Consider the following 22,846-nt stretch of genomic DNA (forward strand, 5'->3'; position numbering starts at 1 on the left):
AGAAAGGAACCGCAATGTCCGAGAAGAACCTCAAGATTGCCGTCGTCGCCGCCAACGGTCGCGTGGGCCAGCTCGTCGTGAGGGAGGCGCTGGAGCGCGGGCTCGACGTCACCGCCGTCGTGCGCGGGGAGAACAGGACCGCTGCCGAGAAGAGCCTCGTCAAGGACGCGCTCGCGCTCACCGCCGCCGACCTCGCCGGCTTTGACGTTGTAGTGGACGCTGCGGGCGGCTGGACGCCCGAGACCATCCCGGCGATCACCAACGTGGCCGTCCACCTGGCCGACTGCGTGGCGGGCACGTCCACGCGCCTCGTCGTCGTGGGCGGCGCGGGCAGCCTCTTCGTGAACCCCGAGCACACCGCCACCGTGGACCAGGGCCCGGACTTCCCCGAGGACTGGAAGCCGCTCTCGGCCGCCCACGGCGCCGCCCTCGCCAACCTGCGCGAGCGCACGGACGTCAGCTGGACCTACATCTCCCCCGCCGCAGACTTCCAGGCAGACGGCGCACGCACCAGTGCCTACACGCTCGCGGGCGAGGAGCTCACGCTCAACGCGGCCGGTGCGTCCACGGTGAGCTACGCCGACTACGCCATCGCCATCGTGGACCTCGTCGAGAGCGGCGAGCACGTGCGCGAGCGCGTCTCCGTGGTGAGCAAGTAGCGACACGGCGAGAAGGGCGGGCGACGATCATGACCCAGGACGAGCGCAGGATCTACCTCATCAAGGCGCTGCTCGCCGAGCGCGCGGACGACGAGAAGATCGTGGTGCCGGAAGACGCCGACGACCAACGGGCCCTCCTGCGCGCGCTCATGAACGTTCGCCCGCCCGCGCCCGTGGCGGCAGAGATGCTGGCCGTGCAGGGCGCCTACCTCGCGGAGCGCCTGCACGAGCGCGGCGGGGCGGTGGACGCGGAGGCCCTGCCGCCCGTTGACGCCGCAGACCCCGTGCTCTCCCGCGTGGCGCTCTGGCACGGCGACATCACGCGCCTCGCGGCGGACGCCATCGTGAACGCCGCCAACGACCAGCTGCTCGGCTGCTTTGTGCCCGGGCACCACTGCATTGACAACGCGATCCATACCTACGCCGGCATGCAGCTGCGCCTGGACTGCGCTCGGCTCATGGCGACGCAGGGCCACGCAGAACCTGCGGGGCAGGTCAAGGTCACGCGCGCGTACAACCTGCCGAGCGGGCTCGTCTTCCACACGGTGGGGCCGATCGTGCAGGGCGGGCGGCCGACGCTTCGCGACGAGGCCTTTCTCGCCAGCTGCTACCGGGCCTGCCTCGCCGAGGCCACGACCCGGGGCCTCTCCACGCTCGCGTTCTGCTGCATCTCCACGGGCATCTTCGGCTTCCCGCAGGAGGAGGCCGCCCGCATCGCCCTCGATGCGATCCTCGACCATCTCACGCACCACGACCAGCGACTCAAGGTGATCATCGATGTTTTTCTCGACACTGACCAGCGCATCTACCAGGAACTTCTCGACAGAGCTCGAGCGGCTTGCCGCCGCGCTTGACGCCTGCGACGCCGTGCTCATGGGCGCCGGCGCGGGCCTCTCCACGGCCGCCGGGCTCACGTACACGGGTGCGCGCTTCCGCGAGCACTTCGCCGACTTCGAGGCAGCCTACGGCTTCCATGACATGTACTCCGGAGGCTTCTACCCCTACGGCTCCCTCGAGGAGCGCTGGGCGTACTGGAGCCGCTACATCAAGATCAACCGCTACGACCCGGTGCCCACCCCGCTCTACGAGCAGCTTCTTGAGCTGTTGGCCGAGAAGGACTTTTTCGTCCTCACCACCAACGTGGACCACTGCTTCCAGCGCGCGGGATTTCCCAAGGAGCGCCTCTTCTACACGCAGGGCGACTACGGCCTGTGGCAGTGCAGCAAGCCGTGTCACGCGCGCACCTACGACAACGAGGCCGTAGTGCGTCGCATGGTTGCCGAGCAGCGCGACATGCGCGTGCCCACGGAGCTCGTGCCGCGCTGTCCGGTGTGCGGCCGCCCCATGTCGATGAACCTCCGCTCGGACGACACCTTCGTGGAGGACGAGGGCTGGCACGCTGCCGCAGCCCGCTACCAGGACTTCGTTCGTCGGCCCCGGGGCTCGCGTCTGCTCCTGCTGGAGCTCGGCGTGGGCGGCAACACGCCCGTCATCATCAAGTACCCGTTCTGGCGCATGGCTGCCGAGAATCCGCATGCCACCTACGCCTGCGTGAACCTCGGCGAGGCATGCGCGCCGGCGGAGATCGCCGGGCGGAGCGTCCTTCTCGACGCCAGCGCGGCGGACGTGGTGGGCGCGCTGCTCGGCTGACGGGGCGCTCGACCTGCTGGACGACTACGACCACCTCTGCGTGACGGCGCCCGAGGGCACGCCGACCCGTCCGCCGCTGGCGAGAAACGCGTCAAGCGCGGAGAGCCCTGCGGCGAGGCGATCGGTCACGTGCTGCATGTGGTTGCCGGGACCGAGCGCCACATCCACTCTGCATCCATGCGCGCGGAGGATCTCCGCGCAGGCGGCGAGGTCCTCCTCGACGTGGCGAAACGGCAGTCCCGCGCGCTTCTCCTTCCTCCCCACCGAGAAGTACGCGGAGCGCCCGGCGCAGTCCGGCGCGTTCGCGCGCAGCCACTCGACCCAGCCCTCGTACCAGACCGAGCCCGAGAGGCACGCGCAGGCCGCAAGCTGCGGCTCGCGCGCGAACGCGTAGAGCGCAAAGAGGCCGCCGAGCGAATAGCCGCAGATGGCATGGGGCCCGGGCGCCCCGTTGAGCGTCTCGGCGAGCGAGGCGAGCGTCTCGTCCGCCTGGCCGCCAAAGTCCTTCTCGCCCGGACGCAGGGCAGGCGCGGGCCACGGCGTGAGCGCGTCGCCCCAGTCTTCCACCGGCACGCTCACCACGCGCGACCGCAACCCCGCCGACGCCGCAGCCACATCCATCGGATGCTCCGGCGAGTCTATGACGTAGATCAAGCGACCCCCTTTGTCAGTCCGTTCCTCCCTCATCGAGCGCTCGGTACTCCGCGCTCAGCTCGAGCGCTAGCTCCTCCTTGGAGGGCAGGTGCGAGAGATACTTGGCAGCGAATATCTGTGTGTTGTCCTCGGGGAGAGTGTACTCGACGAGCGAGTCGCTCTTGTCGGCGCAGAGCACGATGCCCACGGGTGGGTTGTCCCCCTCGTTCATGAGCTCGCGCGTGTAGTAGTTTACGTACATCTGCATCTGCCCGAGGTCCTGATGCGTGAGGTCTCCCGTCTTGAGGTCAATGAGCACAAAGCAGCGCATGAGATAGTTGTAGAGGACGAGATCGATGAAGAAGTGGCGCCCGTCCATGGTAATGCGCTTCTGACGCGCCTCAAACGTGAAGCCGCGGCCGAGCTCCAACAGAAAGCGCTGGAGATGCGAGATGAGCGCGGACTCGACGTCCGTCTCGCGGAACTTCTCGTCTTGAGAGATGCCAAGGAACTCAAGCACGTACGGGTCCCGAATGATGTCCTCGGGCCGCCTGGGCGTCTCCTTCTCAAAGACCTCCGAGGCGACGGCCTCCTTGTCTCAGCTTGCGAGCAGGCGCTCGCGGAACAGGGTATTGATCTGTCGCTCGAGCTGGCGCGTGCTCCAGTTGTTCCTGGTGCACTCGTTCATATACCACATGCGCGCCTCAGGGTCCGCAACGCGAGAAAGGCGCCGGTAGTGCGTCCAGCTCAATTCGTGACGCAGTGCGTCACGAATCGGGAACGCAAGGTAGAACCGTCGCATGTACCTCAGGTTGGACTCGTCAAAACCCTTGCCAAAGTCCTTCGTAAGCCGCCTGGAGAGCTCCCTCAGCAGCGCCTCGCCATACTCCGCGCGCTCCTCCCCACCCTGCTGCTCCACGATGCTGCGGCCAATCTCCCAGTACGCCTCCACCATCGCAAAGTTGACTGCCGTGTACGCCCGGCGCCGCGCGGCGTCCAGCACGTCGGAGACGTGCTCGTAGAAGCCCTCCGGCATGATCTCCGATGCTGCCAGACCGCTCTTCTCGCCCATGCCCATACGCCCTCCGATTGATGGAACCTACCATGCAAGAAGACTATCTGGAGGACCGGACACAAATTGCGCCTTGCATCAGACGCCGAGGGCGGCAGCCAGATGGCCGCCGCCCTCGTGTGGGGTGACATGTGAACAGGCTAGAACGTCACCTTGAGGACGGGCGCGCCGGCCTCGACCTTCTCGCTGTAGCCCGCCGTGAGCTCGACGTCCGCCAGCTCGTCGGAGTTGGAGATGGCGAGAACCACGCAGTCCTGGTAGCCCGCCTCGGAGATGACCTTGCGGTCCATCTTGATGAGCGGCTGGCCCGCCACCACGCGGTCGCCCTCGGACACGAAGGTGGTGAAGCCCTTGCCCTTGAGGTTGACGGTGTTCACGCCCACGTGGACGAGCACCTCGGCGCCGCCGTCGGACTTGATGCTCACGGCGTGGCTCATCGCGCTGGCGACCCAGCCGCTCGCCGGAGCATACACGACGTCGCCGTCCGGCCAGAGCGCGCAGCCCTTGCCCAGGACCTCGGTGCTGAACACCTTGTCGGGCACGTCGGTCATGCGGATGACGCGACCGGAGACCGGCGCATAGCCGATGCCGGGCTGGGCGTCGATTGCGATGCTGGCGGGCGGCTCGACGGCCGGGGCATCCTTCTTGGTGAACTTGTCGAACAGTGCCATGGGGGCTCCTCTCCTCCAACGAACGTCGAGGCAATGATAGCGTGACGGAGCCGCATATGCCCTATGATGGATGCAGGTCGACCGCTTTTCTCGGAGGTCTCATGGACATCCTCTCCATCGTGTTTGGCGTGCTCGCGCTGGTCACGGCGTTCACGCCGCTCATCTGGCTGCAGGTCGTGGGCGGGTTCGTGGGCATCGCCGGCATCGTGCTCGCGCGGAAGGCGAAGAAGGCCGACTACCGCAAGAGCCTCACCACGGCGATCGGGATGCTGTGCTCCATAACGGGCGCGCTGCTGTGCTTTCTCACGCCGGTGCTCTCGGCCGTGAGCAACATCGCACTGTTTTTCATGACTCGCTAGGCGCCCGGCTGGGTATCTCTATAGGTAACGTCATGTCACCTATAGAGAGGACTTTCCCATGAGCGCCCTTGTCGCCTACTTCTCCGCAACCGGGACCACCGCCCGCGTCGCCCGCACGCTGGCGGAGACCGTCGGCGCCGACCTCTTTGAGATCAGGCCCGAGCAGCCCTACACCGCCGCCGACCTCAACTGGAACGACCGCCGCAGCCGCAGCTCGCGCGAGATGGCCGACGAGAAGTGCCGTCCTGCCGTCGCGGGCGACGCGCCCGACATGGGCCGCTACGACACCGTGTTTCTCGGCTTCCCGATCTGGTGGTACGTGGAGCCGCGCATCATCGACACGTTCCTAGAGGCGCACGACTTTGCCGGCAAGACCATCGTGCCATTTGCCACGAGCGGTGGGTCGGGCCTGGGGCGCGCGCCGGAGCGCGTGGCCGCGCTCGCCCCGGGCGCCACGGTCACGGAGGGACGGCTGCTCAACGGCCCCCTGAGCACCGACGACCTCCGCGCCTGGGCACTTGCCTAAAAGGGGTCAGACCCCTTTTTAGCAACTTTTGCGAAAGGAGCTCCATGAGACCCATGCGCCGAAGCAGGCAGCAGCTCAGCGAGGCCGCGTGCCGCGAGATCCTCGCCCGGGGCCGCGAGTGCGTGCTCGCGCTCGCGGCGAGCGACGCCACGGACGGCTTCCCATACGCCGTACCAGTGAACTACGCCCTGCACGAGGACTCCGACGGCACCCCTCATCTGCTTATCCACTGCGCACCCGTCGGCGCCAAGCTCGACGCCATCGCCGCCGATCCGCGCGTGAGCGCCTGCGTGGTTGCGCAGGCGGACGTGGTGCCCGAGAAGTACACCACGTATTTCCGCAGCGTCATCGCCTTCGGACGGGCGCGCCTCGTCACCGATGACGCGACACGCCGCGCCGCCCTGCTCGCCCTTGCGAACAAATACTGCGCGGAGCTCCCCGCAGACCGGACCGAGATCGAGATCGCCCGCTTCCCGCACGTCACGATCATCGACGTGACGCTGGAGCACGTCGCCGGCAAGCAGTGCGTCGAGCTTCTGTGAGACTTGCCTAAATGTGCCCAAAGGGCCGGACCTCTTTGGGCATTTATGTTAGGATGCCAATTGTTTGCATGCTAACAGATAGCCATCGGAGGGCGCGTGGAGCTTGACACGATCCATCACCAGCTGCTACTGGCGTTCAGCCGATCAAACCACGCCATGACCTCGCGCATCCGCGCGTTCGGCCTCATGCCGGGCCAGCCCAAGGTCCTCGAGTTCGTGGCGGAGAACGAGGGCTGTCTGCAGCGCGACATCGCCCGTGCCTGCGCCATGGATCGCGCCACGACGACCGGCCTGCTCGCGCGCATGGAGGAGACGGGGCTCGTCGAGCGCCGTCCCAAGGCGGGCGACCGCCGTGCGCTGGAAGTCTGGCTCACCGACGCCGGTTGGGCCGCAGCGGAGCGCGTGGCCGTCTGTGGAGCCGAGGTCGACGCCATCGCTCACGCGAACATGACACCAAACGAGCGCGAAACGCTCTCCAGGCTGCTCGCGCGCGTCATCGACAACTTTGCGGCAGAAGAGGAGAAGAACGCATGAGCGAGCTGGCAGCACGGTTTGGACTCGACGTTTCGAGGGAGGAGGCCGGCCGGGTCGCCCTGCGCTATCTCTGCTTTGTCGCGGGCCTGCTCATCAACTCGTTTGGCATCGCCTTCATCACCAAGGCCGCGCTCGGCACCTCGCCGGTCTCGAGCATCCCCTACGTGCTCGACCTCGCCTTCGTGCCCACCTTCGGCGAGACGACCTTTGCGCTCAACATGGTCTACATCGTGGCGCAGGTCGCGCTTCTGCGGCGCGACTTCGAGCCGGTCCAGCTGCTGCAGGTCGTGGCGAACCTCGTCTTCAGCGCGTTCATCGACGTGAGCATGGGCCTGCTCTCCTGGCTCGCGCCCGTGGGGCTACCCGCACAATTGGCATCGCTCGCACTCGGCTGCTGCATCCTGGGCTTCGGGCTCTCCGTCGAGGTGGCGCCGAGCGTCATTGTCGTGCCCGGCGAGGGCATCGTCCGCGCGATCGCTGGAAAGCTGGGCTGCCCGTTCGGCACGTGCAAGCTCTGCTTCGACGCCACGCTCGTGCTCATTGCCTGCGGGCTTTCTCTGCTGTTTTTTGGCTACCTCAACGGCCTGGGCGTGGGCACCGTGATCTCCGCGCTCGCCGTGGGCCCCATCGTGAACCTCATCAACGCTCGCCTGCCGCTCATCCGCGCGATTCGCTCCCTCTGCTGAGCAACCTGCCAAAGGGGTCTGACCCCTTTGGCAGGTTTGGCAGCTTACCAGATGCCCAGCACGTGCTGCATGCCCAGGCTCACCGCGGCGATGGCCACCCAGCAGGCCAGGCCCATCAGGATGGGCTTGCCGCCCGTGCGCACGAGCTTCACGACGTTGGTGTTGAAGCCGATGGCCGCCATCGCCATGACGATGAGGAACTTCGACAGCTCCTTGATGGGCGCCGTGACCGCCGCGGGCAGCGAGAAGACCGTGGTCACCACGCTCGCCAGCACAAAGAAGACGATGAACGTGGGGAACGCGCGACGCAGGCTGAAGGTGTTTCTCGCCTCCCCGCCTGCGCGACGGGCCTGCCGCACCTGCCAGAACGCGAGCGCCAGCGTGATGGGAATAATCGCGAGCGTGCGCGTGAGCTTGACAATCGTGGCCGCGTCGAGCGTGTTGGCGCCGGGATGCATGCCGTCCCACGCGGCCGCAGCGGCAGTGACGGAGGAGGTGTCGTTCACCGCGGTGCCCGCGAAGAGGCCAAAGCCCTCGTTCGTGAGCCCGAGGATGCCGCCGAGCGTGGGAAAGACCAGCGCCGCGATCACGTTGAACAGAAAGATCACGCTGATGGACTGGGCGATCTCCTCGTCATCGGCATCGATCACGGGTGCCGTGGCCGCGATGGCCGAGCCGCCGCAGATCGAGGAGCCCACGCCGATGAGCGTTGAGATCTTCCCGGGGATCTTGAGCGCGCGGCACAGCACGAAGGCCACCACGAGCGACGTGACGATCGTGGAGACGATGATGGGCAGTGACGTCATGCCCACCTGCGCGATCTGCGCCAGGTTGAGGCCAAACCCGAGCAGGATGACGGCCCACTGGAGCACCTTCTTTGACGTGAACTTGATGCCGGCCGCAAGCGGCGCGCCCTTCTCGGCCGGCACCACCAGGGCCAGCGCCATACCCAGGAGGATGGCAAAGACCGGGCCGCCCACGACCTCAAACCGCTTGCCCAGGAGCCACGCCGGCACGGCAATGACCAGCGCAAACAGCGCTCCCCTCCACAGCTTTCCAAAGTCCTTGACGAGCTCCATGCGTCCGCCCTTCTCGAGCCACTCCGTTCCAGAAGAGACTACCGCCGGATGTTATAATTAAATACAGCCAGTTGCTTATAGATTCATAAGCATTTACCGATAAGGACGCGGATGCTCGACTATCGCACGCACACGTTCCTGGCCGTCTGCCGCACGGGCAGCCTCACGCGGGCCGCCGCAGAGCTCCATGTGACCCAGCCGGCGGTCTCGCAGCACATACGTCAGCTCGAGCGGCACTACGGCTGCCGGCTGTTCACCAAGACGGGGCGCGGCGTGGAGCCGACGGCGGCGGGCAAGCTGCTCCGCCGGGAGCTCGGCGCGATGGAGAACGACGAGAGACGCCTGCGCGCGGAGCTCGACGCACTCGGGGGCGAGAAGAACGTGCGCCCGCCGCTGCGCCTAGGCTGCACGCGCACCGTGGGCGACTTCGTGGCTCCGCGCATCCTGGCGGGCCATCTGCATCGCCATCCAAACGAGCAGCTGCTCATGCGCGTGGGCAACACGGCCGAGCTCGTGGGGCTGCTCGACCGGGGGGAAGTCGACCTCGCGCTGGTGGAGGGGTCCTTCGACCGGGCGTCGTTCGAGAGCGAGACGTTCTCGCGCGAGCCGTTCGTGGCGGTGGCGGCCGCGGGCACACGACCCGCAAGCGTCGCCGACCTGCTGGAGATGTGCCTGGTCCTGCGCGAGAAGGGGTCGGGCACACGCGAGATCCTGGAGCGGCATCTCGCGGCACGCGACCTTGCCGTGGGGGACTTCGCCGGCGTCATCGAGCTCGCGAGCATCCCCGCCATCAAGGCCTGCGTGGCCGCAGGGGCCGGCGTGAGCTTCCTCTACCGCGTGGCGGTCGAGGACGAGCTGGATGCGGGCACGCTGGTCGACGTCACGCCGGCGGACTTAGCCGTAGAGCACGACTTCTCCCTCATCTGGCAGCGCGGCAGCCGCTACGCCCCGCGCTGGCGCGCGCTGCTCGACGAGTGGCGTGGGCAGGAGACGGGGCGGGCGCCCGCCTAGCCTGCAACCAAAGGGGTCGGGTCCCTTTGGTGGCCCCCTCTGGCCAGACACCGAGACGGAGGAATCACGGAAAATCGGGCCCTCAGGGCGCCTCTTTTCCGTAGTTCCTCCGTCTCGGCGAAAGGTCGCTTGACCGAGCGGCAAGCGACGGCACCTCGGGCGCGCATGGCCGAGAAGAGCGTGCCCGCCTCACCCGTGCCGTCCCATTGCCCACATCCCGTTCACGGGGCAGAGCGGGTATCGCATCGCAGCAAACAAAGCGGGGCGGGCGCCCGTTTCCAGGCGCCCGCCCCGCGCTCAGCCAAGCAGCGGGCTCGTTCTTATCGACGGCGCCTCGCGACGACGCCCGCAGCGAGCGCCGATCCGCCGAGAAGGGCGGGCACGAGCGAGAAGAGCACGCTCGCGTCACCCGTCGCGGGGATGGTCGTATCGCTCTTCTCGGGATCTTCGGGCGCCACGTAGTCCGGGTCCTTCTCGCCGCACACCGTGCAGACGCCGTCAACATAGTCGTGACCGAGGGCCGGAACCGACAGGTCATCGGCACTGACGAGCGTCGTACCCCCATCGTCCGAGAAGAGCGCGCCGCACTCCGAGCACTTCCAGTGCTCGGCTGTGCCCTCACTCGTGCAGGAGGGGTCAACGGCGGCAACGTGCTCCAGAACGGCGTGGGACTCGTAGTTCGCGGTAAGCTCGACGGCACCGGCGGGCATCGTGAAGGTGGTCTCGGCAGCTGAGGGGCTGGCGAGCACGCCTGCACCCGTCGGGTCACTCACCGTCCATCCGCTGAAGTGCCCACTTGCATTGAACGCGTCCGCAGAGATGGTGACCTGCGTGCCAGCAACGTACGAACCGCTGCCCTCGCCGCCCGAGACGGCCAGATCGTACGTGGTGCCAACGGGCTCGATGCGCAGATAGGTGTCGGTTCGGTCAGCAGAATCGTAAGCGTCGGACTCGCTCTTGGTCACCTCACCGGCCGCCGATGTTGCCCATTGGTACCAGTTCATGCCGCCAAAGTTGAGGTCCGCAACCGCAAGAGCCCCCGATGAACCTCCCTTGAGCGTTACGACACCACCGACAATCGAAGCATTGCCCGCCGTCGACAGAGCAGCATAGTTTTCGGAGGATAGGGTAATCGTCCCGCCGTCAATGGTCGCTCCGCCGCCAGTGACCCTCAGCCCGTTGGAGTCCGTGGACTGCGCATCGATGACGGCGTCGTGAACAGACAGGTTCTCGCGCGCGACGATGCCGTATCCTCTAACGCTGCTCGCGGACACGGACGCACCATCAATCGTCAACGCGCCCACAGCGTACAGGGCATAGGAGCCGCCCTCGTTTGATACCGAGAGCTTAGCACCGCTCTGAATCGTCACGTCTTTGTTGGCAACAGCAGTTCCGTCGACCTCGATTACTGCGCCGTCCTCTAAAACGAGATCGTTCCCCGCACAAAGCGTTGGATAGCCCGCGTTGACCGCCGCTTTGGCGCTAGACGCCTTAAGATACGTCCCTTTCCCGGAGACGACGATGTCGTTATCTTTGGTATCGCCACTCGGCTGCAGAGCACTGACGGCAAAGCTATAGTCACCAGCCGACGTCGCCTCCACATGAGCGCCGTTGATGATGTTTACGCTCCCGTTCTGCGCGTTGATGGCACAGCTGCTCTCGGTGCGAACGGTAACGCGCGCTCCGTCCTTAATTGTCAGGCTGTTATAAGCGTTGATGGCATTCGGCGCGACCTGAGAGCTCGTGACTTCAAGGCTTCCCGGACCAGAAATCGTGATGTCACCGCATGTACCATCGATCACCGGATCAGCCGAATCACCGCTCGTCGCGCTTATGGGCAAGGTCGTAGTGTTCTCGCCCACCAGGACGATGTTCAGGCTCATGTCCCTGCCGCTCTCGATACCGCACTGTGTGGTTATGTAGCCGGTACCCTTTGTAATCTTGGCATTCGTCAACGTGAGCACGCCGGTCGTGGGATCATACTCCGCCGTGCCGTCACCACACTTGACGATATGGTCGTCGTCCGTGACGATATCGACACCGTTGACGTTGATGCCCTTGTGCTCAACCGCCCATGCAGGTGCCGGCACCGCAAACAGCACCGCAGCGAACGCGCACGCCGCTATCGTCGCAAGTTTCTTCCCCATGGCCACCGTCCTTCTCGGCAATCCGTCGCATTGGACGGAAGAGAGGTATGACGGTCCAATTCTCAGCGAAGGGGGGGGGAGGGCGCATCACCCGTTCAGATGGGAAAACGGGTGATGCAAGACAGGTCTGGGGCCGACCTACGCCAGCATGAAACGCCCGAGGTCCTGGCGGCGCGTGATACCGAGCTTCTGCAGCGAGGACGAGATGTAGCTCTTCACCGTGTTGGGGGACACGCCCATGTGCCGGGCGATCTCTGCGTTGGTCCAGCCCCGCGCGGCGAGCATCGAGGCGGCGAACTCCGTGGTGGTGAGGTTGTCCGCCACGTCGTCGCCCGTGGCGGGGTTGTGCACGCTTCTCCATCCCGCGGAGAAGCGGTACGTGATGGCGATGATCCTCTTGAAGTCCTCGGGCCACGCGGGCTTGATGACCGCCTCGAGCATGCCGCCGAGAAGCCCGTGGTGCTCGCCGAACCCCTCGATCAGGTCGTCCGGGCGCGCCAGCTCCCATGCGGCCAGCAGGTGCTCGCGCGCCTCCTCGGTCCTCCTCAGGCTCATGAGGTCCATCACGGCAACGAGATGCAGGTAGATAAACGGTATGGGGTAGACCTCCTCCATGCCCGTGAGCAGCGTCTCCGCGATCCCGAGGCTGTGCGCGTAGTCGCCGGCGAGATAGAAGGCGTGGGCCCGGACGTAGAACGCGAAGGCGCGCAGACCCATCGGCAGGAGCGGCATCACCTCCTGGGCGCCCGGCGCGTCCGTGGGAACCGGAAGGTGCAGCAGCACGCTCGCAGCCTGCGAGATGAAGCCCTCGGCGGCTCGGAGCTGCGGGTTCTCCTCCGACGCGCGTACGAGCGCGCTTCTCGCCGCGTCGAGCGCGCGACGGGAGAGGTCGATGCGGCCCAGTGGAAGGTTGGCGTACGCGCAGATGAGGCAGGCAGAGAGACGAATCTCGAAGTCCTCGCTCTCGAGGTGCTCCTCGACGAGCCCGGCGGCCTCGTCCGCCCTGCCGGAGAAGTAGGCGAGCTCCGCGCGGGCGATGTCCGCGCGGGGACCGGCGTCGAGCGACTCGACGAACTCGCGGGCATGACCCGGCTCGAAGGGGGTGTTCATGAGCGGCATGAGGTTGGCGTGGTCGCCGGGCAGACGGCGCGGGCGCCACGAGACCTCAGGAGACGCTGCCGCGCGGCGAGGGTCCCCGGGCTTGCGCGCGACCGTGGGAATGCCCCACGAGCGGCCAAACTTGACCGCGCCGTCAACGCGGCCGTCGGCGCACAGCCGCTGCACCAGGCGCTCCGTCACGTTCCAGCGTCGCGCCGCCTCCCGCACGGTCATGTACTCCACTGCCATCTCCCGAACTGCCGCAGGGCGGCGTCGCCGTATGCTCGTCACAGTGGACAACTATGGCACGAGGGCCGGGGTGAGTTCTATTCGCTCAGGCGAATAATCGCTGAGAGGGAGACGCACGACCGGGCCCGCGCGGCGCCGCCCCGACGACGGCAGCGCCGCGTGACACGACTGTCGTCTAGTGCCCCTACGCCAGCTCGAAGAAGGTTGCCGAGCAGGCGGGGACGGATAGGGTGCCGTCGACGAGCTTTGCCGCGTCGCCGAGGGCGTAGAGCGTGCGCGCCGGCTCGCCCTCGCACGGCACCTCGACCGCGCGCGCCGACGGGTTGAGGGCCACCAGCACGCGCTGGCCACCCTCCCCGCGCTCCGTGCGCAGGTAGACGAGCGGGTAGGCGCCCTTCTCGCAGTAGACGAACTTCACCGCAGCGTTCACGCCGAGGGCCGGCGTGGCGCGGCGCAGCGCAATGAGCCGCTGCACCTCACGCCAGAGCGACGCCTCGTCGGACATCTCCGCGGCGACCGTGGGCACGTCGTCGCCGCTGTCCTGCGGGATGTAGAGCCGCTCCGTCGGAGCGTCGGAGAAGCCGAGGTTCTTCTCGGCCGTGTCCCACTGCATCGGCGAGCGCGCGCCCGTGCGCTGGTAGCCGCCCTCGACGGAGGTCACGTCCAGGTGGCGCATCCCGATCTCGTCGCCCGCGTAGACGAAGGGGCATCCCGGCATGGACATGATGAAGGCAAACGCCAGCTTCATCTCCTCCGGGTCGAGGAACTTGCGCAGGCGGTCCATGTCGTGGTTGCCGGAGGGGATGCACATGAGGCCGCGTCCGTCCGTGAGCTCCATGTTGCGACGGTAGGTGGCCACGAACTCGCTCGCGTCGCCCGCGCCCTCGCGCGCGAACCACGGGTGCTCGCAGCGGAAGAGGTCCATATAGTGCGAGGTGCCAAACTGGAGCAGGAAGTCCATGTGGAAGCCCGCGCGGATGGTCTTGTCCGGCTCGCCCCACTCGGAGATGAGCACGGCGTTGGGATAGCGCTCGTCAAGGAACGCGCGCATGTCCTGCCAGAGGGCTATCGTGCCCTCCTGCTCGGGATCGTTCTTCACGAGCGAGCCGGCCATGTCCACGCGGAAGCCGTCGCAGCCGCGCTCGAGCCAGAACGCCATGACGTCCTTCATGGCCTGCCGCGTGGCCAGGGCCTCGGGTGAGTCCATCGCGCTCTGCCAGGGCTCCGTCACGCGGTAGAAGCCGTAGTTGAGCGCCGGCTGGAAGGCGAAGAAGTTCACGGCCACCGCGCCGTTGCGCTCGGAGATGCCCCGCAGGACGCCGTTCACGCCGGGCACGTCGCCCACCGGCGTCCAGACGTCGTCGGTCCAGACGTAGCGGCCGGTGAACTCATTGGGCTCGGCGCGGCAGGACTCCTTGAACCAGGGGTGCTCGATCGAGGTGTGCCCGGGTACGAGGTCGAGAAGGACGTACATGTCGCGGGCGTGCGCCTCGGCGAAGAGCCGCTCGAGGTCGGCATTGGTCCCGTAGCGCGGCGCCACCTGGCAGTAGTCGGCCACGTCGTAGCCAGCGTCGCCGAAGGGCGAGACGAAGCACGGGTTGAGCCAGAGCGCGTTGCACCCCAGCTCACGCACGTAGTCGAGCTTCTCGATGACGCCAGGCAAGTCGCCGATGCCGTCGGCGTTGGTGTCGTTGAAGCTCTGGGGATAGACCTCGTAGAAGACGGCGTCGTCGAGCCACGCGCTCATGGGCACTCCTCTCTGGGCCCCGGTCCCGCCGGGATCGCGTTGGAAGCCGCCCGACCAGGGGGCGGCACGATGACATCGTAGCGCACGGCCTTGCCCGTGAGCTGGTAGCTCGGCCTGGCCCCGGCCAGAAACGGGCCCTTGGGCGGGCGCTTGACCACGACCTTGCGCGGGTGCGCGGCGAGCGCGGCGCCGAGCAGCGCGGCCTCGTCGTCGCACGGGCGCTCGAGGTGGTGCAGGAGCTGGAACTTCTTCTTCACCGCGGCGCTCTTGTGGCGCTCGGGGAACATCGGGTCGAGAAAGACGACGTCGGGCGGCCTGGGCAGGTCGCGCAGGGCGGCCACCGAGTCGCCCTCCACGAGCCGCATCCTCGCAACGGCGCCCGCGAGCTGCGGCTCGTTTGCTGCGCGCTCCAGCGCGTCGGCGAGAAGGGCCGCGATCACCGGGTCCCTCTCGTACAGCGTCACCTCAAAGCCCGCGGCCGCCAGCAGCAGGGAGTCCTCCCCCAGGCCCGCCGTGGCGTCCACCGCCGTGGGGCGCTCGACGCCCCGCACGCGCGCCGCCCGCACGAGCAGCTCGCGCCCCAGCCGGTCCGGCCGCAGCCGCGGCAGGAGCTGCGCGAGGTCGGCCGCAAGCCCCATGTCGTCGCCCGCCAGGACGAGCGCACCGTCCTTCTCGCGCCTCCGCAGCTCCAGGCCCACCCGCGCGGCGAGCTCGCGCGCGGCCTCCGGCGCCGCCATCTCCGGCGCCGTCATCATTTCCGGCGCTGCCATCTCCGGCGCCGCCATCACACGCGCGGCGCCGCGGCGGACGCCAGGGCCACGTCCGTCCGCGCGCCCAGGTCGTCCCGCAGGTGCGCGGCGAGCTCGTCGCAGGCCGCGCGCACCGCGTCGTCGTTCACGCCCACAAAGCCGTCGATGGGAAAGACCGCGCGCGTCGTGGCGGCGCCCATCTTGCCGTTCTCGCTCTGCCGCCAGGTCCAGCGGCGCGTCTGCACGAGGTCGCCCACCGCGTAGACCAGCTCGCCGGGCGCGAGCGTGGGGTCCGCGTCCTTCTCGCCCAGCGCAACGAAGGCGTCACCGGGACGGGAGAGGCGCAGCTCGAGCGTCTCCCCGGGGGCCAGCGCGTGCGCGCCCAGCGGCAGCGCGTACTTGATGGAGACCGCGTTGCCCAGGTCGACCACCGGGTTCACGCGCCCGAGCCCCTTGCCCTTGGCAATGCGCCTCAGCAGGGCGATGTTGGAGGAGGGATAGCGGCTCGGGCTCATGCCGAGCGCATGGAACGCCGCGCGGTAGGGCTGCACGCGCGGGTCGTCGCTCGCATGGATGCCCGCAAGGCGCCGCTCGGCGTCGGCCACCGCCTCGTCGAGCAACGCGTCGATCGCGGGCACGCTTTCGGAGGAGTTGTCAAACCCCTCGGCCGTGACCACGCCCACGCACAGCGCGGGCAGCGCGTCAAACACTGCGGCGTCTATCGAGAAGACCATCGCGCCCCCTTTCCTACGCAGATTATACGGATGCCGCGCCCCGGGCCGCGCATTCGCGCTAGGATGTCACGCGGCTGACACGACGGGGACGAGGAAGCGCATGGGGCAGAACGCGAGCAAAGGGCAGCAGCTGAGAAGGACCAAGGTGCCCGTGCGGCTCGGCCTCACGGTGATCTGCGCGGGTGGCTTCATGGACGCCTACTCCTACCTCGTGCACGGCCACGTCTTTGCCACGGGACAGACCGGCAACATCGTGCTGCTCACCGTGCGCTCCGCCGGGGGAGACTGGCTCGGGGCGCTGGGCTGCCTGGTGTCGGTGCTCTCGTGCGCAATCGGGATCTTCTTCTCGATGCACCTGCTGCACGGCCTGCTCGGCGGCAACCGCTACCGCACGCAGCGCTGGGTCGCGGCGCTCGAGGCCGTGGTGTTCGCCGCGATGGCGCTGGTGCCCGACGGCGTGCCCGACCTGCCCGTCAACTGCGTCATCTCGTTCTGCGCGGCGCTGGCCTTCGAGAACTTCCGCTCGTTCGGCACCAAGTCGACCTACGCGAGCGTCTTCTGCACCGGCAACCTCCGCTCCCTTGCCGAGACCCTCTACCAGGGGCTCGTTGGCGGCGACCGACACGAGCTTCACCGCGCGGAGCGCTACGCCGCGCTGATCGGGGCCTTCGTGGTGGGCGCGTTCGCCGGCGTGCTGCTCATCGGCGCGGTGGGGCGGCTCGCGTGCCTGGTCATCAGCGCGCTGTTCATAGGCGTGTCGGCCCGCCTCGCGCGCCTCGACGAGGACCCCGATCGCGGCGGCGTCGTCACCCTGTGAGACAAAGGGGACAGGTTCGTTTGTCTCATCCCGCTACGCGAGAGCTGGGGTGCGGCAAGACGCCGGGCGCGGCGCGAGGGAGATCGCGCGCGGGCTCGGGGCCTCCCACTCGACCGTGTCGCGCGAGCTCGCCCGCAACGCGCTCCCGGACGGCCGCTACGACGCCGGCCCTCGGCACCCGGCCGCTGGGGGGGCGACCTCGTCGTGGGCGCCGGCGCCACGGGCTTCGACGTCTACTTCTGCGACCCCGCAGCCCCCTGGCAGCGGGGCGCGAACGAGAACGCCAACGGGCTGCTCGGGCGGTTCTTCCCCAAGGGGGCGGACTTCTCGCTGGTCACCGACGAGGCGGTGCGCGAGGCCCAGGACCAGCCCAACGGGAGGCCGCGCAAGACCCTCGGATGGTCGGCGGCGAGCACGTCGCCCGACAGCGCGAGGTCGTAGAACTTGTTGACCAGGCCGACGTTGATGCCCGCGGGGCACGACGCGCAGTGGTTGCAGTAGACGCAGCGCCCGGCCACCTTCTCCGGAGCCAGGCCGTTCAGCACCGAACAGTCCTTCTCGACATCCGGCGCGTAGAAAAAGCCAAGAAGGACGCGCAGGTCGGCGCGGTCGCGCACGCCTGAGACCACGCAGACCACGCCCGGGGTGTCGAGCGCGTACTGCAGGCACTGGTAGCGGGCGAGCGCCTGGCCGAACGGCGACTGCGCGGCGTGGCGCCCAGCTGTGCGGCGCCCAAGCCGATGACGCCGATCTTCTCTCCGCCGTGCAGCAGCTCGCAATACTCCATGACTCTGCTCCTCGTGGTCGGGTCAGTACGCAACGTATCGTCGCCTATTGTGCGTCAAACGGCTAGCCGTCGGAAACGTCCGAAGGGAGCAGGGATCACGAAAAGGCCGGGACCGCCGTCATCGGCAGCCCCGGCCCGCAGGTCACGTCTCGCCACGCCTACGCGCCGAGCTTCTCCTTGAGGGAGAGCAGCTCGCGATAGGTATCGGCGAAGTTCAGCGCCATGAGCTTGCAGGTCTCCGCGCTCGCCATCTGGTCCTCGGCGTGAAGCAGGAGCAGCGGCAGCGTCTTCTTGCTCTCGCCGGACGCCTCGGCCTGGAGCAGCCTCATGTGAACCTCATGGCCGCCGTTGTACGCCTCGTCGCCCTGCTTGACCAGCTCGGCCGCCGCGTCGAAGTCGCCCTCCTTGGCCTTGGCAATCGAGTTGACGTAGCAGGACTTGGCGGTACCCACGCAGCTGATGATCTCGAAGCAGATCTGCTCGAGCTCGTCCATGTCTTCCATCGCAGCCTCCTAGCTGATTAGCCGAGCATCTTCTTGACGTCGTCGAGGATCTTGGGGGCGTTCATGCGGCCGTAGTCGACCATCGGGATGACTGCCACGGGGATGCGCCCGTCGACGGCCTTCTCGAAGTCGCCCTTGGCATAGCCGATCTGAGGCCCGAGGAGAATGACGTCGGCCTCGTTGATGTGGTCCATGGCCTCGTTCATCGGGCGCGCCTCGATCTCGACGTCCTCGCCGCGGCTCGCGGCCTCCTTCTGCATCTTCTGCACGAGGAGGCTCGTGGACATTCCGGCATTGCAGCAAAGCATGATCTTCTTCATGGTGGTTCCCTTCCGGCCGCCCGCGGGCGGCCTTGCGCTCCGGACGCTCGGAGGTCCGGATGGGTTTCCAACGCCAGCAAGCACTGTTCGGCATGTGTGACGTCGGCGGTGGAACGGGGGCGTGCGCGGGGACGGGCGCTTCGGCGAGCAGCTCGCGTCCGACGGTCGCGTGGGGGGGCGAGTCCGGAAAAGGCTGCCGGGGGTTGCGGAGGCCCAAGAGCCCCGCGCACGCCAGGGGGGACTAGTTCTCGGTGCTCTCGGAGGCCATCTCGAACTGCTTGCGCTGCGCGGACTCAGAAGCCTTCATGAAGGGCAGGTAAATCAGCGTGAAGATCACGAGCAGCACGATCTGGAGAATGCCGGCGCGGATGTCGCCGCCCGTGGACAGGATGCCCGAGGCGATGATTGGGGTGGTCCAGGGCACCTGGATGCAGGTCGGGTTGACCAAGCCGATAACCGTGGCGAAGTAGCCGACGAGGATGCCGATGATGGTGTTCAGCACGAACGGAACCATGAGCGGGATGTTGAACACGATCGGGTAGCCGTAGATGACCGGCTCGTTGATGTTGAAGATGGCGGGCAGGATGCCGAGCTTGGACACCTCGCGGGAGGGCCGCCACTTGCCCCAGATGAACGTTGCGATGAGCAGCGCCAGCGTGCAGCCCGAGCCTCCCATGAGCGCGTAGACGTTGATGGTGTTCATGTTGAGCCACAGGTCCGGACGGGCGATCACGGCGTCGATGCCGCCGGAGCTGTACACGCTCGTGGCCTCGACGAGCACGACCGTGAGGACGGGCTCGACGAGCACGCCGTTGATGGTGGACTGGTGGATGCCGAGGGTGAACAGGAACACACCGAGCGAGTAGATCACCACGAGGCCGATCGGGTTGGTGGTGAGGGCTCGCAGCGGGGTCTGGATGAAGGTGTTGATGAGAGCAGTGACGTCAGTCTGGAAGCCTGCGTAGAGAACCATCGAGAGCACGCCGAAGGCGCCCAGGGTGAGCAGCATCGGGATCAGGACGTTGAAGGACTTCTCGACCGCGGGCGGCACGCCCTCGGGCATCTTGATGCGCAGCTTCTCGACGCCCGAGACCTTGATGAAGAGCGTGGGCGCAAACAGGCCGATGATGATGGCGGTGAACATGCCGTTGGTACCCGTGTAGTTGGTGATGAACGCGCTCGAGACCTGAGCGGTGGTCACCTCGTCAGCCACGTAGAGCGGCGATGACGCAGCAAGGTTGGCAGCCACCGTCTGCGGCATCATGATGAAGAAGACCGCGAGCGCCACCACCACGCACGAGACGGGGTTGTCAAAGCGCTTGTTGTTCGCGAAGCTGTAGCCCACCATGGCGCACAGCAGGATGGCCGAGATGGAGAGCGCACCCTGCGTGAGCGCGTTGCCCCAGTACTGGGCCGTGGCGAGCACGTCCGCGTTCGGGAAGAGTCCGGGGCTGCTCGGGTCCGCGCTCCACAGGAACGTGAAGACGACGTTGTTGAGCAGCGCCGCGATGCCTGCGAGGATGAAGATCGGCATGATGGTGGCAAAGCCATCGCGAAGGCTTCTCAGGTGCACCTGGTTGCCGACCTTGGCGGAGACTTCCGCGAACTTGTCGAGGAAGCTTTGTCCGTTGGCCATGTCTTTCACTCCTAACTGAACTGTTGGAAACATTAGCCGTACCATCGCGCTCCCCCTCCAGGGGGACGCGTATCCGATGACCGAACCAGGGGGGGGAGGGAGCCCGGGACCGTTCCTCCCGATCCGGACCAAGGACCTACTTCACCACGTGCGTCGTGGTGACCTCCTTGAGCCAAGCGGCTGATTTCTTGGGCCTGCGCTCGTAGTTCTCCATGAGGTCGACCTCGACGAAGCCATAGCGGTTCTTGAAGGCGTTTGCCCAGGACCAGTTGTCAATGAGGCCCCAGTAGTGGTAGCCGCGGCACTTGGCGCCGTCGTTGATCGCACGGGCGATCCAGGAGAGGTGGTCGCGCACGAAGTCGACGCGGTAGTCGTCCTGGATCTGGCCGCTCTCGTCGCGGTTCTTGTACTCGCCCTCGATACCGATGCCGTTCTCGGACACGAACCACTCGAGGTCGGGGTACTCGTCACGGCACTTCATGCCGAAGTCGTAGATGCCCTTGGGGTAGATCTCCCAGCCGCGGCTCTCGTTCATGACGCGCTCGGGCCAGACGTAGGGCTCGGCGAAGAGCGGGTTGCCCCACTCGTCATGATCGCGGGTCGGCGCCTGCACGCGGCAGGGCTGGTAGTAGTTGCAGCCGAGCCAGTCCACGACGCCCGAGCGCAGGACCTCCTCGTCGCCGGGACGCACCGGAGCCGGCGTCCCGAGGCGGGCGAGGGTCTCGAGCACGTCCGCGGGCAGGCTGCCCTTGGTCGCGAGGTCGAGCCACCAGCGCGTGGTGAGGCCGTCGTTCATGCGCAGCGCCTCGAGGTCGGCCTCGCTCGGGTCCTCCTTGGTGTAGGAGGGGCTGAAGTTGCACACGATGCCAATCCGCGCGTCCGGACGGAGCGCGCCCTCCTCGCGCGCCGCGCGGTAGCGGGCGACGCCGAGCGCGTGCGCGATCGAGATGTTGTACTGCGCCACCACGGCCTCGCGGAAGCTGTGGTGCTGCGGGTACCAGCCACCGTGCCAGTAGCGGTTCTCAGGCTCGACGCTCGGCTCGTTGAACGTGAACCAGTACCGAATCTCCTTGCCGAACTCGTGAAGCGCCTTCTCGACGTAGTTGGCGTACGCCTCGCAGGTCTCGCGGCTCTCCCAGCCGCCGCGGCGGAAGAGGAAGGTGGGGAGGTCGAAGTGGTAGAGGGTCACGAAGGGCTCGAGCCCCTCCTCGCGCGCCGCACGGAAGAGCTCGTGGTACCAGGCCGCGCCCTCTGGGTTGATGTTGCCGTCGGCATCGAGCAGGCGGCTCCACTGAATCGACGTGCGGAAGCTGTCGAGCCCGAGGCCCTTGAGGATGGCAAGGTCCTCCTTGTAGTGGTGCATGAAGTCGTTGCCCACGTAGGAGCCCACGCGGTTGTAGAACGCCTCGATGTCCTCGTTGGACCAGGTGTCCCACACGTTCTCAAGCTTGCCGCCTACGTTCCAGCCCCCTTCCGTCTGCGGGCCGGACATCGCCGCCCCGAAGAAGAAGCTCTTGGGCAGGATCAGTTCTGCCATAACGCCTCCGTTTCCTTGGTCGTCCTGCGCGGCCCTTTGTCGCGCTTTGTTAGTTGAATTGTAGCGCTCTTATTTTCTCTATGTAGCGGATTTATTGGAGACAAAGACGGGAACAAAGGAAGATAATGGATTACGTCAGACGAGAACCACGTCGATGAGCTGGGGTTTTGCAGCCGACCAGCCCGACGGGGCGCAACGCGCACGAACCCGCGCCCTCTTGCCTGACCGCCAAAGCAAACCGTTCGCGGCCAAAAATAGACCGTTCGCGGTGAGCGCCGAGAACCACAGAAAGCACGAGGGAGGCCGCCATGCTCAAGTACGAGACGATTGCCCAGGACATCCAGAGCCGCATCGAGGACGGCGACCTCGTGCCCAACGACAAGCTACCGACGGTCGTGGACCTCTGCGACCGCTACGGCGTGAGCAAGATCACCGTCAAGCGCGCCTTCGAGATCCTCACCGAGAAGGGCCTCATCGCGAGCAAGCGCGGGTCGGGCACCTACGTGAAGAACACCACGGAGCTCTTCGACACGGGGGGCGTCGACCCGCTGCTCGTGGGCGAGGACGGCACGCGGGAGGACACGTTCGGGTTCACCAGGCCCGACCAGCCGATCGGCTTCACCGCCTCGCACAGCGCGCGCGGGAGGAGCGTGAGCTCGGTGGTCTACGACTTCTCGGTCACGAACCCGCCCGAGAGCGTCGCGCGGCACCTGAGCATCTCCCCCGACGACTTCACCTACTACTTCTGCCGGGTGCGCTGCCTTGAGGACGACCCAATTACGATTGAGTACACCTACATGCCGATCGACGTAACGCCCGGCCTCAAGCGCGACCAGCTCTACCACTCCGTCTACTCGTTCGTCCAGGACACGCTCGGGCTCAAGATCTCGAGCTTCCACCGCATCATCCGCGCCGTGGGCGCGACCGAGGAGGAGGCCGGGCGCCTGCGGCTCGACGCGGGCACCCCCCTGCTCGAGATCTCCCAGGTCGGCTTCCTCGACGACGGAACGCCCTTCGAGTTCTCCGTCGCACGCAGCAACGGCATGCGCTCCGAGCTGCGCGACGTGAACGTCATATAGGCAGCAGGCGAAGGCAGGAGA

At 67.0% G+C, this 22,846-nt stretch carries 25 protein-coding genes and 2 pseudogenes; 13 read left to right on the forward strand and 14 right to left on the reverse strand.

From position 1 onward, the window contains the following. The first annotated feature begins 14 nt into the window (after nt 1–14). From H6A07_RS02855 to H6A07_RS02865, 3 genes are read left to right on the forward strand one after another with little or no spacing between them, the layout of a single operon-like run. Nucleotides 15–659: an NAD(P)H-binding protein gene (locus H6A07_RS02855; RefSeq protein ID WP_204813264.1), complete on the forward strand. Its 645-nt coding sequence runs from the start codon at nt 15–17 to the stop codon at nt 657–659. Nucleotides 660–688: 29 nt separating this feature from the next. Next, a complete protein-coding gene (locus tag H6A07_RS02860) occupies nt 689–1,513 on the forward strand; it encodes a protein-ADP-ribose hydrolase (protein ID WP_204813266.1) in 825 nt (274 codons plus the stop codon). Further along, nucleotides 1,437–2,309 (forward strand): SIR2 family NAD-dependent protein deacylase, encoded by an 873-nt coding sequence (locus tag H6A07_RS02865; protein WP_204813268.1) that lies wholly within the window; start codon nt 1,437–1,439, stop codon nt 2,307–2,309. Before H6A07_RS02860 ends, H6A07_RS02865 begins: the two co-directional genes overlap by 77 nt. A 24-nt stretch (nt 2,310–2,333) precedes the next feature. On the opposite strand, the gene H6A07_RS02870 is transcribed toward H6A07_RS02865, so the two are convergent. The 4 genes from H6A07_RS02870 to H6A07_RS02880 all read right to left on the reverse strand — a co-directional run bounded on the left by H6A07_RS02870 (nt 2,334) and on the right by H6A07_RS02880 (nt 4,685). Further along, nucleotides 2,334–2,963, reverse strand: a complete 630-nt coding sequence (locus H6A07_RS02870) for an alpha/beta hydrolase-fold protein (RefSeq protein WP_239471005.1) — start codon at nt 2,961–2,963, stop codon at nt 2,334–2,336. Between the two features lie 13 nt (nt 2,964–2,976). Further along, a complete protein-coding gene (locus H6A07_RS10165) occupies nt 2,977–3,480 on the reverse strand; it encodes a PDDEXK nuclease domain-containing protein (RefSeq protein ID WP_342636548.1) in 504 nt (167 codons plus the stop codon). A gap of 60 nt (nt 3,481–3,540) precedes the next feature. After that, nucleotides 3,541–4,014: a DUF1016 N-terminal domain-containing protein gene (locus H6A07_RS10170; protein WP_239471006.1), complete on the reverse strand. Its 474-nt coding sequence runs from the start codon at nt 4,012–4,014 to the stop codon at nt 3,541–3,543. 140 nt (nt 4,015–4,154) lie between these two features. After that, nucleotides 4,155–4,685: a PTS sugar transporter subunit IIA gene (locus tag H6A07_RS02880; RefSeq protein ID WP_204813272.1), complete on the reverse strand. Its 531-nt coding sequence runs from the start codon at nt 4,683–4,685 to the stop codon at nt 4,155–4,157. 101 nt (nt 4,686–4,786) lie between these two features. Between H6A07_RS02880 and H6A07_RS02885 the strand changes: the two genes are divergently transcribed. The 5 genes from H6A07_RS02885 to H6A07_RS02905 all read left to right on the forward strand — a co-directional run bounded on the left by H6A07_RS02885 (nt 4,787) and on the right by H6A07_RS02905 (nt 7,332). Next, nucleotides 4,787–5,044: a hypothetical protein gene (locus tag H6A07_RS02885; protein ID WP_204813274.1), complete on the forward strand. Its 258-nt coding sequence runs from the start codon at nt 4,787–4,789 to the stop codon at nt 5,042–5,044. Between the two features lie 58 nt (nt 5,045–5,102). Then, complete coding sequence (locus H6A07_RS02890) at nt 5,103–5,570, forward strand: flavodoxin (RefSeq protein ID WP_204813276.1); 468 nt, start codon at nt 5,103–5,105, stop codon at nt 5,568–5,570. Nucleotides 5,571–5,614: 44 nt separating this feature from the next. After that, nucleotides 5,615–6,112, forward strand: a complete 498-nt coding sequence (locus H6A07_RS02895) for a pyridoxamine 5'-phosphate oxidase family protein (RefSeq protein WP_204813278.1) — start codon at nt 5,615–5,617, stop codon at nt 6,110–6,112. Nucleotides 6,113–6,208: 96 nt separating this feature from the next. Beyond that, nucleotides 6,209–6,646: a MarR family transcriptional regulator gene (locus tag H6A07_RS02900; protein WP_204813280.1), complete on the forward strand. Its 438-nt coding sequence runs from the start codon at nt 6,209–6,211 to the stop codon at nt 6,644–6,646. Beyond that, on the forward strand, nt 6,643–7,332 hold the full coding sequence (locus H6A07_RS02905) for a YczE/YyaS/YitT family protein (protein WP_239471007.1): 690 nt from the start codon (nt 6,643–6,645) through the stop codon (nt 7,330–7,332). Before H6A07_RS02900 ends, H6A07_RS02905 begins: the two co-directional genes overlap by 4 nt. Nucleotides 7,333–7,376: 44 nt before the next feature. On the opposite strand, the gene H6A07_RS02910 is transcribed toward H6A07_RS02905, so the two are convergent. Continuing rightward, nucleotides 7,377–8,411, reverse strand: coding sequence for a YeiH family protein (locus H6A07_RS02910; RefSeq protein WP_204813282.1), 1,035 nt, complete (start codon nt 8,409–8,411; stop codon nt 7,377–7,379). A gap of 111 nt (nt 8,412–8,522) precedes the next feature. Between H6A07_RS02910 and H6A07_RS02915 the strand changes: the two genes are divergently transcribed. After that, nucleotides 8,523–9,422, forward strand: coding sequence for a LysR family transcriptional regulator (locus H6A07_RS02915; protein WP_204813284.1), 900 nt, complete (start codon nt 8,523–8,525; stop codon nt 9,420–9,422). Nucleotides 9,423–9,742: 320 nt separating this feature from the next. On the opposite strand, the gene H6A07_RS02920 is transcribed toward H6A07_RS02915, so the two are convergent. The 5 genes from H6A07_RS02920 to H6A07_RS02940 all read right to left on the reverse strand — a co-directional run bounded on the left by H6A07_RS02920 (nt 9,743) and on the right by H6A07_RS02940 (nt 16,146). Further along, nucleotides 9,743–11,569 carry an InlB B-repeat-containing protein gene (locus H6A07_RS02920; RefSeq protein WP_204813304.1) on the reverse strand — a complete coding sequence of 609 codons (1,827 nt, stop codon included), beginning with the start codon at nt 11,567–11,569 and terminating at the stop codon, nt 9,743–9,745. Between the two features lie 138 nt (nt 11,570–11,707). Beyond that, entirely contained in the window at nt 11,708–12,901 is a 1,194-nt protein-coding gene (locus H6A07_RS10175; protein WP_239471031.1) for a helix-turn-helix transcriptional regulator, read from the reverse strand. Nucleotides 12,902–13,100: 199 nt separating this feature from the next. Next, nucleotides 13,101–14,663: an alpha-amylase family glycosyl hydrolase gene (locus H6A07_RS02930; RefSeq protein WP_204813306.1), complete on the reverse strand. Its 1,563-nt coding sequence runs from the start codon at nt 14,661–14,663 to the stop codon at nt 13,101–13,103. After that, nucleotides 14,660–15,433, reverse strand: coding sequence for a class I SAM-dependent methyltransferase (locus H6A07_RS02935; RefSeq protein WP_239471008.1), 774 nt, complete (start codon nt 15,431–15,433; stop codon nt 14,660–14,662). The genes H6A07_RS02930 and H6A07_RS02935 overlap by 4 nt, the downstream gene beginning before the upstream one ends. A gap of 14 nt (nt 15,434–15,447) precedes the next feature. After that, nucleotides 15,448–16,146, reverse strand: coding sequence for a B3/B4 domain-containing protein (locus H6A07_RS02940; protein WP_204813310.1), 699 nt, complete (start codon nt 16,144–16,146; stop codon nt 15,448–15,450). Between the two features lie 100 nt (nt 16,147–16,246). Here H6A07_RS02940 and H6A07_RS02945 point away from each other — a divergent pair, with 100 nt between their 5' ends. The 3 genes and pseudogenes from H6A07_RS02945 to H6A07_RS10180 form a co-directional block, all read left to right on the forward strand. Further along, nucleotides 16,247–16,963, forward strand: coding sequence for a YoaK family protein (locus H6A07_RS02945; protein ID WP_204813312.1), 717 nt, complete (start codon nt 16,247–16,249; stop codon nt 16,961–16,963). 49 nt (nt 16,964–17,012) lie between these two features. Further along, a pseudogene (locus H6A07_RS10410) lies at nt 17,013–17,090 on the forward strand (helix-turn-helix domain-containing protein); the annotation flags it as partial. Between the two features lie 92 nt (nt 17,091–17,182). After that, nucleotides 17,183–17,365, forward strand: a pseudogene (locus H6A07_RS10180) (transposase); the annotation flags it as partial. A 543-nt stretch (nt 17,366–17,908) separates the two neighbouring features. Here the strand turns inward: H6A07_RS10180 and H6A07_RS02960 are convergent. From H6A07_RS02960 to H6A07_RS02975, 4 genes are all read right to left on the reverse strand, one after another. Beyond that, nucleotides 17,909–18,253, reverse strand: a complete 345-nt coding sequence (locus tag H6A07_RS02960) for a PTS lactose/cellobiose transporter subunit IIA (protein WP_204813315.1) — start codon at nt 18,251–18,253, stop codon at nt 17,909–17,911. Between the two features lie 17 nt (nt 18,254–18,270). Continuing rightward, the gene (locus tag H6A07_RS02965; RefSeq protein ID WP_087322346.1) at nt 18,271–18,573 is read right to left on the reverse strand and encodes a PTS sugar transporter subunit IIB; all 303 of its coding nucleotides are present in this window, start codon (nt 18,571–18,573) and stop codon (nt 18,271–18,273) included. A 241-nt stretch (nt 18,574–18,814) separates the two neighbouring features. Beyond that, nucleotides 18,815–20,209: a PTS sugar transporter subunit IIC gene (locus tag H6A07_RS02970; protein ID WP_204813317.1), complete on the reverse strand. Its 1,395-nt coding sequence runs from the start codon at nt 20,207–20,209 to the stop codon at nt 18,815–18,817. Between the two features lie 136 nt (nt 20,210–20,345). Beyond that, the gene (locus tag H6A07_RS02975) at nt 20,346–21,746 is read right to left on the reverse strand and encodes a glycoside hydrolase family 1 protein (RefSeq protein ID WP_204813319.1); all 1,401 of its coding nucleotides are present in this window, start codon (nt 21,744–21,746) and stop codon (nt 20,346–20,348) included. Between the two features lie 308 nt (nt 21,747–22,054). On the opposite strand from H6A07_RS02975, the gene H6A07_RS02980 reads away from it, so the two are divergent. Next, nucleotides 22,055–22,825: a GntR family transcriptional regulator gene (locus tag H6A07_RS02980; RefSeq protein WP_204813321.1), complete on the forward strand. Its 771-nt coding sequence runs from the start codon at nt 22,055–22,057 to the stop codon at nt 22,823–22,825. Nucleotides 22,826–22,846 lie beyond the last annotated feature (21 nt).

The sequence above is a fragment of the Olsenella uli genome, assembly GCF_016899935.1.
GTDB lineage: Bacteria > Actinomycetota > Coriobacteriia > Coriobacteriales > Atopobiaceae > Thermophilibacter > Thermophilibacter uli_B.